This is a genomic window from Streptomyces sp. NPDC059875, assembly GCF_042731085.1.
Classification (GTDB): Bacteria; Actinomycetota; Actinomycetes; order Streptomycetales; family Streptomycetaceae; genus Streptomyces.
The window spans coordinates 52,923-65,165 of the sequence record NZ_JBHWJZ010000024.1 but is presented as its reverse complement, the minus strand read 5'-3'; the positions used below and the strand labels follow the sequence as shown (position 1 = coordinate 65,165).

The following is a 12,243-nucleotide window of genomic DNA, read 5'->3' as shown; positions in this document are numbered from 1 at the left end:
GAACGCGCGGGTAGGGTGCCGTCCCAGATCGACGAACCGACCTTGAGGGTGGGGAGCGCTGGGATGAGCGGAACGATACGAACGGACGGCGGCCGCGGCCGCCTCGGCAGCGTGCTGTCGGGGCTGGTCGTGGCCGTCGGCTGTGTGCTCTTCCTCGGCGGATTCGCCTGGGGAGCCGTCCTCTACCAGCCGTACAGCGTCCCCTCCGACTCGATGACCCCGACCCTGGCCGTCGGGTCCAAGGTCCTCGCGGAGCGCATCGACGGCGACGAGGTGCGGCGCGGCGACATCGTCATCTTCAAGGACTCGCTGTGGGGCGACTCGCCGATGGTGAAGCGGGTCGTCGGCGTCGGCGGCGACAAGGTCGCCTGCTGTGACGCGGACGGGCGGCTCACGGTCAACGGCAAGGCGGTCGAGGAGACGTATCTGCGCCCCGGAGCTCCCGCCTCGGGCCAGGAGTTCTCCGCGACCGTGCCGGAGGGGAGCCTCTTCCTCCTCGGCGACGAGCGGCACAACTCGCTCGACTCCCGGGTCCACCTCGAGGACGCCGGTCAGGGTTCCGTACCGCGCTCCGCGGTCGTCGCCCGCGTCGATGCCATCGCCTGGCCCATGGACGGTGTTCTGGCGCGGCCGGAGGGCTTCGCGGCACTGCCGGGCGGGGTCTCGGAGCCCGGTCCCGTGATGCCGCTCTTCTACGCGGTCGTCGCCGGGTGTGTACTGATCCTGGCCGGGGCCGCGTACGGGCCGCTGGCGCAGCGGCTGGGCGGCGGGGCCGACCGGCGGTCCCGCAAGGAGACGGTGAGCACGTGACGGGTACGGAAGCTTCGACTGGGCGGGCGGTACCTGACGGGCCGGCCGGGTCGGTTGGGCAGGCTGGGTCGGTTGGGCCGGCTGGGGCTGTCGGGTCGGTGGCCGAGCCCGGGCGGGAGCTGCGGCGGGTGGCGCGCGTCGTGCTCCTCGACCCCGACGACCGCATCCTGCTCATGCACGGGTACGAGCCCGACGACCCGGATCAGACCTGGTGGTTCACGCCCGGCGGGGGCCTGGAGGGCGAGGAGACCCGCGAGGAGGCGGCGCTGCGCGAGCTGGTCGAGGAGACCGGGATCACGGAGGTCGAACTCGGGCCGGTCATCTGGCAGCGGATCTGCTCCTTCCCCTTCGACGGGCGGCGCTGGGACCAGGACGAGTGGTACTACCTGGCACGAACCACCCAGACTGCTACGGCCCCGAGCGGGCTCACGGAGCTGGAGGCGCGCAGTGTCGCGGGGCTGAGGTGGTGGACCTCCGCCGAACTGTCGGCGGCGCGTGAGACGGTGTACCCGACCAGACTCGCCGAGCTGCTCCACAGGCTCCTCGACGAGGGACCGCCGAGTGCGCCGGTGGTGCTCGCCCCGGAAATCGCTTAACGGTGCGAGCGACTGGCGCACAATAGGTGGACGCACGGCTGAAGGGGAACATGCCATGAGCGCCGAGGACCTCGAGAAGTACGAGACCGAGATGGAGCTGAAGCTCTACCGGGAGTACCGCGACGTCGTCGGGCTGTTCAAATACGTGATCGAGACCGAGCGGCGCTTCTACCTGACCAACGACTACGAGATGCAGGTGCACTCGGTCCAGGGCGAGGTGTTCTTCGAGGTGTCCATGGCCGACGCCTGGGTCTGGGACATGTATCGGCCGGCCAGGTTCGTCAAGCAGGTCCGCGTGCTCACGTTCAAGGACGTGAACATCGAGGAGCTCAACAAGAGCGACCTGGAGCTCCCCGGCAGCTGAAACCACCCGGGAGGGTGAGGCGGTTGTCCACAGGTGGGCGGCCGTCCACCGTGATCCACACGGAGCGTGGCGGGGCGTCACAGTCGGTACCGGAGGTGGTACCGAATGAACCCGACAAGCTCGACGAACGCAACGCACGCAACGAACGCAACGAACGCAACGCACGCAACGAACGCGACGAACGCACTCGGACGGTACGGGGAAGAGCTGGCCGTCCGACGGCTCACCGAGACTGGGATGTCCGTCCTCGCACGGAACTGGCGCTGCGGGCGCACCGGCGAGATCGACATCGTCGCCCGCGACGGCGACACCGTCGTCATCTGCGAGGTGAAGACGCGCCGCGAAGGCGCCTTCGAGCACCCCATGGCCGCCGTCACGCCCACCAAGGCCGACCGGCTCAAACGACTCGCCGCCTGCTGGCTCGACCGCCACGGCGGACCACCGCCCGACGGCGGCGTCCGCATCGACCTGATCGGCATCGTCCTGCCACGCCGCGGCGCCCCCGTCGTCACCCACGCCCAGGGGGTGGCCTGATGGGATTCGCCCGCACCTGCTCCGTCGCCCTCGTCGGTGTCGAAGGCGTCGTCGTCGAGGTCCAGGCCGACCTCGAAGCCGGAGTCGCCGCCTTCACCCTCGTCGGACTCCCGGACAAGAGCCTCACCGAAAGCCGCGACCGCGTCCGCGCCGCCATCGTCAACTCGGACGCCGAATGGCCCCAGAAGAAACTCACCGTCGGCCTCAGCCCCGCATCCGTCCCCAAGGGCGGATCAGGATTCGACCTGGCAGTCGCAGCGGCCGTCCTCGGCGCCGCCGAGCGCATCGACCCCAGGGTGATCGCCGACCTCGTCCTCATCGGCGAACTGGGTCTCGACGGCCGCGTCCGGCCCGTCCGCGGAGTCCTGCCCGCCGTCCTCGCCGCCGCAGAAGCCGGCTACCAACAGGTCGTCGTCCCCGAACAGACCGCGGGCGAAGCCGCCCTCGTCCCCGGCGTGTCCGTCCTCGGCGTCCGCAGCCTGCGCCAACTCATCGCCGTCCTCTCCGACGAACCCGTCCCCGAGGAGGAACCGGCAGAGGAAGGCCGCCCCGACGCCATGCTCGCCGGCCTCCTCGTTCCCGGCGCGGGCGTCGGCACCGGCCTCGCCGCCGATCCCGCCGACGGACCCGACCTCGCCGACGTCGCCGGACAGCACAACGCCCGCCGAGCCCTGGAAGTCGCCGCCGCGGGCAGCCACCACCTCCTGCTCTCCGGACCACCCGGCGCCGGAAAGACCATGCTCGCCGAACGGCTCCCCGGCATCCTGCCCCCACTCACCCGACAGGAGTCACTCGAAGTCACCGCCGTCCACTCCGTCGCCGGCATCCTCCCGCCCGGCGAACCCCTCGTCCGCCGCGCCCCCTACTGCGCACCCCACCACTCCGCGACCATGCAGTCCCTCGTCGGCGGCGGCAACGGCCTCCCACGCCCCGGCGCGGTGTCCCTGGCCCATCGAGGCGTCCTCTTCCTCGACGAAGCCCCCGAATTCTCCGGAAAAGCGCTCGACGCCCTGCGCCAGCCCCTCGAATCCGGCCACGTCGTCGTCGCCCGCGCCGCCGGAGTCGTCCGACTCCCCGCCCGCTTCCTGCTCGCCCTCGCGGCCAACCCCTGCCCCTGCGGACGGCACACCCTGCACGGCGCCGGATGCGAATGCCCCGCCTCCCTCATCCGCCGCTACCAGGCGCGACTCTCCGGACCGCTCCTCGACCGCATCGACCTGCGCGTCGAAGCCGAACCCGTCACCCGATCCGACCTCCTCGGACAGGGCGGCCGCGGCGAACCCACCGCCGCCGTCGCCGACCGCGTCCGCGAAGCCCGCGCCCGCGCCGCCGCCCGCCTCGCCGACACCCCCTGGAACGTCAACAGCGAAGTCCCCGGACACGAACTGCGGACCCGCTACGTCGTCGGCCCAGGAGCCCTCGCAGCCGCCGAACGCGACATCGAGCGCGGAATGCTCACCGCGCGCGGACTCGACCGGGTCCTCCGTGTCGCCTGGACCGTCGCCGACCTCGCCGGACACGACCGCCCCGACGTCCACGACGTCGACCTCGCCCTCCAACTGCGCACCGGCATCGCCCGAGGCGTACCCGTCGGAGCGGGGGACTTCTCATGACTCCGGAGGCGGACCACACCACCGAGGAAGCGCCCCGCACCACCGAAGGAACACCCCGCGCCACCCCGGAGGAAACACCCCGCGCCACCCCCGACGAGGAGCGCCTCGCCCGTGCCGCCCTGACCCGCATCGTCGAGCCCGGCGACGAACACGCCGGCCGCTGGCTCCGCCGGTACGGGGCCGTGGGCTTCCTCCGGCGCCTCCGGGACCCCGCCAGGACCGCCGGTCGAAGCGAGGGCGCCTTCCCGGGCACGGGGGAGAAACGAGTCGACGGATGGCGGCGGCGTGCCGCGGCCGTCGAACCCCGACGAGACCTCGACGCCGCCGCCCGGCACGGCGGCCGGCTCGTCGTCCCCGGCGACACCGAATGGCCACGGCAACTCGACGACCTCGGCGACGCCCGCCCGATCGGACTCTGGATCCGGGGCCCCGCCGACCTGCGCGCCTGGGCACTGCGCTCCGTCGCCGTCGTCGGCGCCCGCGCATGCACCCCCTACGGCGCGCACATGGCCACCACCCTCGCCTCCGGACTCGCCGAACGCGGCTGGGTCGTCGTCTCCGGCGCCGCCTTCGGCATCGACGGCGCGGCCCACAGAGGCGCCCTCGCCGCGCGGGGCGCCACGGTCGCCGTCCTCGCCTGCGGCGTCGACGTCCCGTACCCGCGCGGCCACGCCGGGCTCATCGGCCGGATCGCCGAACAGGGTCTCGTCGTGGGGGAGTTGCCACCCGGAAGTCACCCCACACCGAGCAGATTCATCCTCCGCAACCGCGTCATCGCCGCCCTCACCCGCGGCACCGTCGTCGTCGAGGCCGAGTACCGCAGCGGCTCCCTCGTCACCGCCCGCAGCGCCCACCGCCTCGGCCGCCACACGATGGGCATCCCCGGCGCCGTCACCAGCGGCCTCTCCGCGGGCGTCCACGAACTCCTGCGCGGAGAGGCCACCCTCGTCACCGACGCCGCCGAAGTGATCGAACTCGTCGGCGACATGGGTCAGCTCGCCCCGGCCCGCCGAGGACCCGTCCTGCCCAGGGACCTCCTCGACCCGCACACCGCCCGCATCCTCGAAGCCCTCCCCGCCGGCCGTCCCACCCCCGCACCCGAGATCGCCGACCGAGCCGGCACCACCCCCGACGACACTCTCGTCAGGCTGTACGAACTGCACTCCCTGGGGTTCGTCGAACGGCAAGGCGATGACTGGCAGTTGACGAACAGCCCCCCGGAAGGGGCGAACCTGCGGCGAGGCGGTACTTGACCTGGAGCATTCGGGTGAAAAGGTGATGCCGATGAACAATCGAGTTCTCTCGGCCGCACCCGAGGGGCCGACGCGCGCCACGGCCCGGGTTCGAAGATGTGGACGAGGGTGCCCACCCGGACCGGCGCGATCCGCAGAGGTTCGCTCACCGCGACAGTCCAGTCACGCTACGCTCACCAGGATTCCCTACCGGACACACCCACCGACTCACCCCACAGCAGAACGGCTCAAGGCAACGCATGCCCCAGCACACCTCCGGGTCTGACCGCGCTGCGGTGCCCCCAGCAGCCCGGGGCACCGTGCGACCGCCCGCACCGACATCGCTCGACGAGCTGTGGCGGTCGTACAAGGACACGGGCGACGAGCGGCTGCGGGAGCAGCTGATCCTGCACTACTCGCCGCTCGTGAAGTACGTCGCCGGTCGCGTCAGCGTCGGACTGCCGTCCAATGTGGAACAGGCCGACTTCGTCTCCTCCGGAGTCTTCGGGCTGATCGACGCCATCGAGAAGTTCGACGTCGAGCGGTCGATCAAGTTCGAGACCTACGCCATCACCCGCATCCGCGGCGCGATGATCGACGAACTCCGGGCCCTGGACTGGATTCCCCGCTCCGTCCGCCAGAAGGCACGCAACGTCGAGCGCGCCTACGCCACCCTCGAGGCCCAGCTGAGGCGGACCCCCTCCGAGGGTGAGGTCGCCGCCGAAATGGGCATCGCGCTGGAGGAACTGCACGCAGTTTTCAGCCAGTTGTCCCTGGCGAACGTCGTGGCACTCGAAGAGCTGCTGCACGTCGGCGGCGAGGGCGGCGACCGGCTGTCGCTCATGGACACGCTGGAGGACACGGCCGCCGACAACCCGGTCGAGGTCGCCGAGGACCGCGAGCTGAGACGGCTGCTCGCCCGGGCCATCAACACGCTCCCGGAGCGCGAGAAGACCGTCGTCACGCTGTACTACTACGAGGGCCTCACCCTCGCCGAGATCGGCCACGTCCTCGGCGTCACCGAGAGCCGGGTCAGCCAGATCCACACCAAGTCGGTCCTGCAGCTGCGCGCCAAGCTGGCCGATGTAGGACGCTGACGCCGCGAGGCCAGTCGTACAGTGGAGCCGTGCCCAGGATTCGAGCGGCCAGTGTGGCCGAGCACCGGACGATGCAGCGCGGCGCCCTGCTGGACGCCGCGCGATCCCTGCTGTCCGAAGGCGGTACGGAAGCGCTGACCTTCCCCGCCCTCGCCGAGCGCACGGGCCTCGCCCGCTCCTCGGTGTACGAGTACTTCCGCTCCCGCGCGGCCGTCGTCGAGGAGCTGTGCGCCGTCGACTTCCCCGTCTGGGCGGCCGAGGTCGAGGCGGCGATGGCCGAGGCCGACACGGCCGAGGGCAAGGTCGAGGCGTACGTACGCAAGCAGCTGGAGCTCGTGGGGGACCGCCGCCACCGGGCGGTTGTCGCGATCTCCGCGAGCGAGCTCGACGACGGCGCCCGCGAGAAGATCCGCGCCGCCCACGGCGGCCTCGTCGCCATGATCGTCGAAGCCCTCGCGGACCTGGGCCAGGCCCAGCCCCGCCTCGGCGCGATGCTCCTCCAGGGTGTGGTGGACGCGGCCGTACGCCGCATCGAGCTGGGAGCGGCGGAAGCCCCGGACGACATCGCCGAGGCCGCGGTCGCCATGGCGCTCCGGGGCGTCGGGGGCTGACCCCCCGCCCCCTCCCTCCCCGCCCCCCCGACTGCGGTCCGCCCTCGGTCAGGGCACGCCTGTCACCGGCAGCAGCCTCGACGGGCCCTGGTGGAGGAGGAGCAGGGGGTTCAGGTACGTGTCGCCGCGCAGCAGGCCCCAGTGCAGGCAGGACTCCGGGCAGTGCGGGTCCGCGGTCGGTGGGGGTGCGAGGGTGGCCACCGGGTCGCCGCGGGTGACCGTGGTGCCCGCCGTGACCAGTGGGTCCACCGGTTCGTAGGTGGTGCGCAGGGGTGGGTCCCCGGTGCCCGGCAGGGTGATCGTCAGGACTCCGCGGCCCGCCACGCGGCCCGCGAAGGTGACGGTGCCGGACGCCGCCGCGTGGATCGGGGTCCCCGGTGGGGCGGCCAGGTCGAGGCCGCGGTGACCGGGGCCGTACGGGCCGGCCGGAGGTTCCCAGCCGCGGACGATCTCGGGGCGGGGTGGTCCCACCGGCCAGATCAGGGCGGCCATCAGGAGCAGTGTCGTGAGGTGCATGGGGATCACGCTCCTGCAGGCGCCCGATTCATGGGGATCATGGTCGGTATCTGTGGAATACCGGCCGGTTGTGGACAGCGCCGTCACCCGGCGCCCCCCGGGTCCCGTACACTTCCTATGGCGATCCGGGTCACCGGGTCGACTTCGCACGCCCCGCCACTCAACCCTCACCGGTCGTGGCAGCGCCTTTTCGGTCCCTCGTGGCACGGCGCGTCGGGGCGTCAGGACATAACCGAGAAAATCAAGGAGATACGGCCATGGCCGTCGTCACGATGCGGGAGCTGCTGGAGAGCGGCGTCCACTTCGGTCACCAGACCCGTCGCTGGAACCCGAAGATGAAGCGCTTCATCTTCACCGAGCGCAACGGCATCTACATCATCGACCTGCTCCAGTCGCTGTCGTACATCGACCGCGCCTACGAGTTCGTCAAGGAGACCGTCGCCCACGGCGGCTCCATCATGTTCGTCGGTACGAAGAAGCAGGCCCAGGAGGCCATCGCCGAGCAGGCGACGCGCGTCGGCATGCCGTACGTCAACCAGCGTTGGCTCGGTGGCATGCTCACCAACTTCTCCACCGTCTACAAGCGTCTGCAGCGCCTCAAGGAGCTCGAGCAGATCGACTTCGAGGATGTGGCCGCCTCCGGCCTCACCAAGAAGGAGCTCCTGGTCCTCTCCCGCGAGAAGGCCAAGCTGGAGAAGACCCTCGGTGGTATCCGCGAGATGCAGAAGGTGCCGAGCGCCGTCTGGATCGTCGACACCAAGAAGGAGCACATCGCCGTCGGTGAGGCGCGCAAGCTCCACATCCCGGTCGTCGCGATCCTCGACACCAACTGCGACCCCGACGAGGTCGACTACAAGATCCCGGGCAACGACGACGCGATCCGCTCCGTCACCCTGCTCACCCGCGTGATCGCCGACGCCGTCGCCGAGGGCCTCATCGCCCGCTCCGGCGCCGCGACCGGCGACTCGAAGCCGGGCGAGAAGGCCGCGGGCGAGCCGCTCGCCGAGTGGGAGCGCGACCTGCTCGAGGGTGAGAAGAAGGCTGACGAGGCCGAGGTCCAGACCTCTGCCGAGACCGAGAAGGTCGCCGACGCCGAGGCTGCTGCGGCCCCCGAGGCCGTCGAGGCCGTCGAGGCTCCGGCCGCCGAGGCCGAGCAGGCCTGACCCACGGCCCGGCCTTGACCGGTCGGGTCCGGTTGGTTGTTTCGGATGTCGACGGCGGGGGCGCGTTGCCCCCGCCGTCCACCCGTAGATCTTTCAGACTTCGAGAGAGAAACTCAGACTCATGGCGAACTACACCGCCGCTGACGTCAAGAAGCTCCGTGAGCTCACCGGCGCCGGCATGATGGACTGCAAGAAGGCTCTGGACGAGGCCGACGGCAACGTCGACAAGGCCGTCGAGGCCCTGCGCATCAAGGGTCAGAAGGGCGTCGCCAAGCGCGAGGGCCGTTCTGCCGAGAACGGCGCCGTCGTCTCCCTCATCGCCGACGACAACACCTCCGGTGTCCTCGTCGAGCTGAAGTGCGAGACGGACTTCGTCGCCAAGGGTGACAAGTTCCAGGCCGTCGCCAACGCGCTCGCCGCCCACGTCGCCGCCACCTCCCCGGCCGACCTCGAGGCGCTGCTCGCGTCCGAGATCGAGCCCGGCAAGACGGTCCAGGCGTACGTCGACGAGGCCAACGCGAACCTCGGCGAGAAGATCGTCCTCGACCGCTTCGCGCAGTACGCCGACGGCTACGTCTCCGCCTACATGCACCGCACCATGCCCGACCTGCCCCCGCAGATCGGTGTTCTCGTCGAGTTCGACAAGGAGAACGCCGAGATCGCCAAGGGTGTCGCGCAGCACATCGCCGCCTTCGCGCCGAAGTACCTCACCCGTGAGGACGTTCCGGCCGAGGTCGTCGAGACCGAGCGTCGCGTCGCCGAGGAGACCACCCGCGCCGAGGGCAAGCCCGAGGCCGCGCTCCCGAAGATCGTCGAGGGTCGCGTCAACGGCTTCTTCAAGGACGCCACGCTGCTCGGCCAGCCGTACGCGCTGGACAACAAGAAGTCCGTCCAGCAGATCCTGGACGAGGCCGGTGTCACCCTGAAGCGCTTCACGCGCATCAAGGTCGGCATCTGAGTCCGTACGCAACGGACACCGGACCCCGGTAGGGTCTGAAGCAGTCGTCCGCGCTCGCGTAGGACGACCGCAGATCTGACGAGGAGGCCATTGCCGTACGGGAAACCGCAAGGACCCACCGGCAATGGCCTTCGTCGTATGTGCACGAGGAGAGCTCCATGAACCAGTCCGCCGCACAGGGCGATGACATCCACGGCAAAAAGGCCGGCCGCTTCATGCTGAAGCTGTCCGGCGAGGCATTCGCCGGCGGCGGCGCGCTCGGCGTCGACCCCGACGTCGTGCACAAAATCGCGCGCGAGATCGCCGCGGTCGTCCGCGACGGAGCGGAGATCGCGGTCGTGATCGGCGGCGGAAACTTCTTCCGCGGCGCCGAGCTGCAGGTGCGCGGCATGGACCGCGCGCGCTCCGACTACATGGGCATGCTCGGCACCGTCATGAACTGCCTCGCCCTCCAGGACTTCCTGGAGAAGGAAGGCATCGACTCCCGCGTCCAGACCGCCATCACCATGGGCCAGGTCGCGGAGCCGTACATCCCGCTGCGCGCCGTGCGCCACCTGGAGAAGGGCCGCGTGGTCATCTTCGGTGCCGGTATGGGCATGCCGTACTTCTCCACCGACACCACGGCCGCCCAGCGTGCCCTGGAGATCGACGCCGAGGCCCTGCTCATGGGCAAGAACGGCGTGGACGGGGTCTACGACTCCGACCCGAAGACCAACCCCGACGCGGTGAAGTTCGACGCGCTGGAGTACGGCGAGGTGCTCTCCCGCGACCTCAAGGTCGCCGACGCCACCGCCATCACGCTGTGCCGCGACAACAATCTCCCGATCCTCGTCTTCGAACTGCTCGCCGAGGGCAATATCGCGCGCGCGGTGAAGGGTGAGAAGATCGGCACTCTCGTGAGCGACCAGGGCACCCGGGCCTGAGCCTCGGCTCGAACCGGGTACCTCCCCGCGAGGGGATGGACAGAGCCCTGCCGGTCGTACACCGTGCAGGACAAGACGCGACGACACGCAGGAGCAAGTGGTGATCGAAGAGACCCTCCTCGAGGCCGAGGAGAAGATGGAGAAGGCCGTCGTGGTCGCCAAGGAGGACTTCGCCGCGATCCGCACCGGCCGTGCGCACCCGGCGATGTTCAACAAGATCGTGGCCGACTACTACGGTGCCATCACGCCGATCAATCAGCTGGCGTCGTTCTCGGTGCCCGAGCCGCGCATGGCAGTGGTGACCCCGTTCGACAAGAGCGCGCTGCGCAACATCGAGCAGGCGATCCGTGACTCGGACCTCGGCGTCAACCCGAGCAACGACGGCAACATCATCCGTGTGGTGTTCCCGGAGCTCACCGAGGAGCGCCGCCGCGAGTACATCAAGGTCGCCAAGTCCAAGGCCGAGGACTCGAAGATCTCCATCCGTTCCGTCCGCCGCAAGGCCAAGGAGACCATCGACAAGCTGGTCAAGGACGGCGAGGTCGGCGAGGACGAGGGCCGCCGCGGCGAGAAGGAGCTCGACGACACCACCGCGAAGTACGTCGCGCAGGTGGACGAGCTGCTCAAGCACAAGGAAGCCGAGCTGCTCGAGGTCTGATGAACGACTCTTCCTGGGGGGCCCCGGCCGGTTCCGGCTACTGGGGGCCCGACCAGGGGCCTGCCCCGGCGGGTCCCGCATACGATGGGCTGCAGGCGGCGCAGACTCGGCCCATGCCCATCGTGCCCGACGTCCCCGCCGGCGATCACCAGGACGACCATGACCGGGGGGCCGCTCAGCCGAGCGGTCCCCTGTTCCGTGACGAGACGCCGAACGAGCACCCGCAGGAGCCCATGTCCAGCCCGTCCCAGCCCGCGCCCCCGGCTCCGAAGAAGAGCGCGGGGCGCGATTTGGGCGCGGCCATAGGGGTCGGGGTCGGGCTCGGCGCCGTCATCATCGCGTCGTTGTTCATCTGGAAGGCCGCGTTCGTCGGAGTCATAGCGGTCGCGGTCGTGGTCGGACTGTGGGAGCTCACCACCCGTCTCCAGGAGCGCAAGGGCATCAAGGCTCCGCTCGTCCCGCTCGCCGTCGGCGGCGCGGCGATGGTCGTGGCCGGGTACGTCCGCGGTGCGGAGGGGGCCTGGGTCGCCATGGCCCTGACCGCCCTGGCGGTGCTGGTGTGGCGCATGACGGAGCCCCCCGAGGGCTACCTGAAGGACGTCACGGCGGGCGTCTTCGCGGCTTTCTACGTACCGTTCCTGGCGACGTTCGTCGCGCTGATGCTGACGGCCGACGACGGGCCGCAGCGGGTGCTCACCTTCCTGGTGCTGACGGTGGTCAGCGACACCGGCGCGTACGCCATCGGCTGGCGCTTCGGCAAGCACAAGCTGGCTCCGCGGATCAGCCCGGGCAAGACCCGTGAGGGCCTGGTCGGGGCCGTGACGTTCGCGATGGCGGCGGGCGCACTCTGCATGCAGTTCCTGATCGACGACGGCACGTGGTGGCAGGGTCTGCTGCTCGGCCTTGCGGTGGCGGCGAGTGCGACGCTCGGCGACCTCGGCGAGTCGATGATCAAGCGCGATCTCGGCATCAAGGACATGGGCACGCTGCTGCCGGGGCACGGCGGCATCATGGACCGGCTCGACTCGCTGCTGCCGACGGCTCCGGTGGTCTGGCTGCTGTTCGTGGTCTTCGTCGGTACGACCTGACACGCGTCTGCTGGTGAAGGGCCCGTCGTCCCCCTGGGGGCGGCGGGCCCTTCTTCGTACGCCTGCTCCCCGGCCGCCCC

The 12,243-nt window shown here is 70.5% G+C and carries 13 protein-coding genes and 1 pseudogene; 13 read left to right on the top strand and 1 reads right to left on the bottom strand.

The features are described 5' to 3' along the window. Window positions 1–63: 63 nt before the first annotated feature. From lepB to ACFV9D_RS26645, 8 genes and pseudogenes are all read left to right on the top strand, one after another. Complete coding sequence (gene lepB, locus ACFV9D_RS26680; protein WP_385151217.1) at window positions 64–810, top strand: signal peptidase I; 747 nt, start codon at window positions 64–66, stop codon at window positions 808–810. 98 nt (window positions 811–908) lie between these two features. Then, window positions 909–1,406, top strand: coding sequence for an NUDIX hydrolase (locus tag ACFV9D_RS26675; RefSeq protein WP_385151214.1), 498 nt, complete (start codon window positions 909–911; stop codon window positions 1,404–1,406). A gap of 55 nt (window positions 1,407–1,461) precedes the next feature. After that, complete coding sequence (locus ACFV9D_RS26670; RefSeq protein WP_005311352.1) at window positions 1,462–1,770, top strand: DUF2469 domain-containing protein; 309 nt, start codon at window positions 1,462–1,464, stop codon at window positions 1,768–1,770. A gap of 171 nt (window positions 1,771–1,941) precedes the next feature. After that, a pseudogene (locus ACFV9D_RS26665) lies at window positions 1,942–2,304 on the top strand (YraN family protein); the annotation flags it as partial. Then, a complete protein-coding gene (locus tag ACFV9D_RS26660; RefSeq protein ID WP_385151211.1) occupies window positions 2,304–3,917 on the top strand; it encodes a YifB family Mg chelatase-like AAA ATPase in 1,614 nt (537 codons plus the stop codon). The pseudogene ACFV9D_RS26665 and the gene ACFV9D_RS26660, both read left to right, overlap by 1 nt. After that, complete coding sequence (gene dprA / locus ACFV9D_RS26655; RefSeq protein ID WP_385151208.1) at window positions 3,914–5,170, top strand: DNA-processing protein DprA; 1,257 nt, start codon at window positions 3,914–3,916, stop codon at window positions 5,168–5,170. Before ACFV9D_RS26660 ends, dprA begins: the two co-directional genes overlap by 4 nt. 239 nt (window positions 5,171–5,409) lie before the next feature. Continuing rightward, on the top strand, window positions 5,410–6,246 hold the full coding sequence (whiG, locus tag ACFV9D_RS26650; protein ID WP_385151205.1) for an RNA polymerase sigma factor WhiG: 837 nt from the start codon (window positions 5,410–5,412) through the stop codon (window positions 6,244–6,246). A 53-nt stretch (window positions 6,247–6,299) separates the two neighbouring features. Continuing rightward, window positions 6,300–6,857: a TetR/AcrR family transcriptional regulator gene (locus tag ACFV9D_RS26645; RefSeq protein ID WP_385151384.1), complete on the top strand. Its 558-nt coding sequence runs from the start codon at window positions 6,300–6,302 to the stop codon at window positions 6,855–6,857. A 48-nt stretch (window positions 6,858–6,905) separates the two neighbouring features. Here the strand turns inward: ACFV9D_RS26645 and ACFV9D_RS26640 are convergent, their stop codons facing one another. Next, a complete protein-coding gene (locus ACFV9D_RS26640; RefSeq protein WP_385151202.1) occupies window positions 6,906–7,373 on the bottom strand; it encodes a M23 family metallopeptidase in 468 nt (155 codons plus the stop codon). A 257-nt stretch (window positions 7,374–7,630) separates the two neighbouring features. On the opposite strand from ACFV9D_RS26640, the gene rpsB reads away from it, so the two are divergent. From rpsB to ACFV9D_RS26615, 5 genes are all read left to right on the top strand, one after another. Next, window positions 7,631–8,536: a 30S ribosomal protein S2 gene (rpsB, locus tag ACFV9D_RS26635; protein ID WP_385151199.1), complete on the top strand. Its 906-nt coding sequence runs from the start codon at window positions 7,631–7,633 to the stop codon at window positions 8,534–8,536. A gap of 121 nt (window positions 8,537–8,657) precedes the next feature. Further along, a complete protein-coding gene (gene tsf, locus ACFV9D_RS26630) occupies window positions 8,658–9,494 on the top strand; it encodes a translation elongation factor Ts (protein ID WP_385151196.1) in 837 nt (278 codons plus the stop codon). A 158-nt stretch (window positions 9,495–9,652) separates the two neighbouring features. Further along, complete coding sequence (pyrH, locus tag ACFV9D_RS26625; RefSeq protein ID WP_329115390.1) at window positions 9,653–10,417, top strand: UMP kinase; 765 nt, start codon at window positions 9,653–9,655, stop codon at window positions 10,415–10,417. A 100-nt stretch (window positions 10,418–10,517) separates the two neighbouring features. Next, the gene (gene frr, locus ACFV9D_RS26620) at window positions 10,518–11,075 is read left to right on the top strand and encodes a ribosome recycling factor (protein ID WP_137993093.1); all 558 of its coding nucleotides are present in this window, start codon (window positions 10,518–10,520) and stop codon (window positions 11,073–11,075) included. After that, window positions 11,075–12,163, top strand: a complete 1,089-nt coding sequence (locus ACFV9D_RS26615) for a phosphatidate cytidylyltransferase (protein WP_385151193.1) — start codon at window positions 11,075–11,077, stop codon at window positions 12,161–12,163. The genes frr and ACFV9D_RS26615 overlap by 1 nt, the downstream gene beginning before the upstream one ends. The last annotated feature ends 80 nt before the right edge of the window (window positions 12,164–12,243 follow it).

Excerpts from the sequence above, each read along its gene's own strand:
- lepB (WP_385151217.1), top strand. The coding sequence starts at position 64 with ATGAGCGGAACGATACGAACGGACGGCGGCCGCGGCCGCCTCGGCAGC.
- ACFV9D_RS26670 (WP_005311352.1), top strand. The coding sequence starts at position 1,462 with ATGAGCGCCGAGGACCTCGAGAAGTACGAGACCGAGATGGAGCTGAAG.
- ACFV9D_RS26660 (WP_385151211.1), top strand. The coding sequence starts at position 2,304 with ATGGGATTCGCCCGCACCTGCTCCGTCGCCCTCGTCGGTGTCGAAGGC.
- dprA (WP_385151208.1), top strand. The coding sequence starts at position 3,914 with ATGACTCCGGAGGCGGACCACACCACCGAGGAAGCGCCCCGCACCACC.
- whiG (WP_385151205.1), top strand. The coding sequence starts at position 5,410 with ATGCCCCAGCACACCTCCGGGTCTGACCGCGCTGCGGTGCCCCCAGCA.
- ACFV9D_RS26640 (WP_385151202.1), bottom strand. The coding sequence starts at position 7,373 with ATGCACCTCACGACACTGCTCCTGATGGCCGCCCTGATCTGGCCGGTG.
- rpsB (WP_385151199.1), top strand. The coding sequence starts at position 7,631 with ATGGCCGTCGTCACGATGCGGGAGCTGCTGGAGAGCGGCGTCCACTTC.
- tsf (WP_385151196.1), top strand. The coding sequence starts at position 8,658 with ATGGCGAACTACACCGCCGCTGACGTCAAGAAGCTCCGTGAGCTCACC.
- pyrH (WP_329115390.1), top strand. The coding sequence starts at position 9,653 with ATGAACCAGTCCGCCGCACAGGGCGATGACATCCACGGCAAAAAGGCC.
- ACFV9D_RS26615 (WP_385151193.1), top strand. The coding sequence starts at position 11,075 with ATGAACGACTCTTCCTGGGGGGCCCCGGCCGGTTCCGGCTACTGGGGG.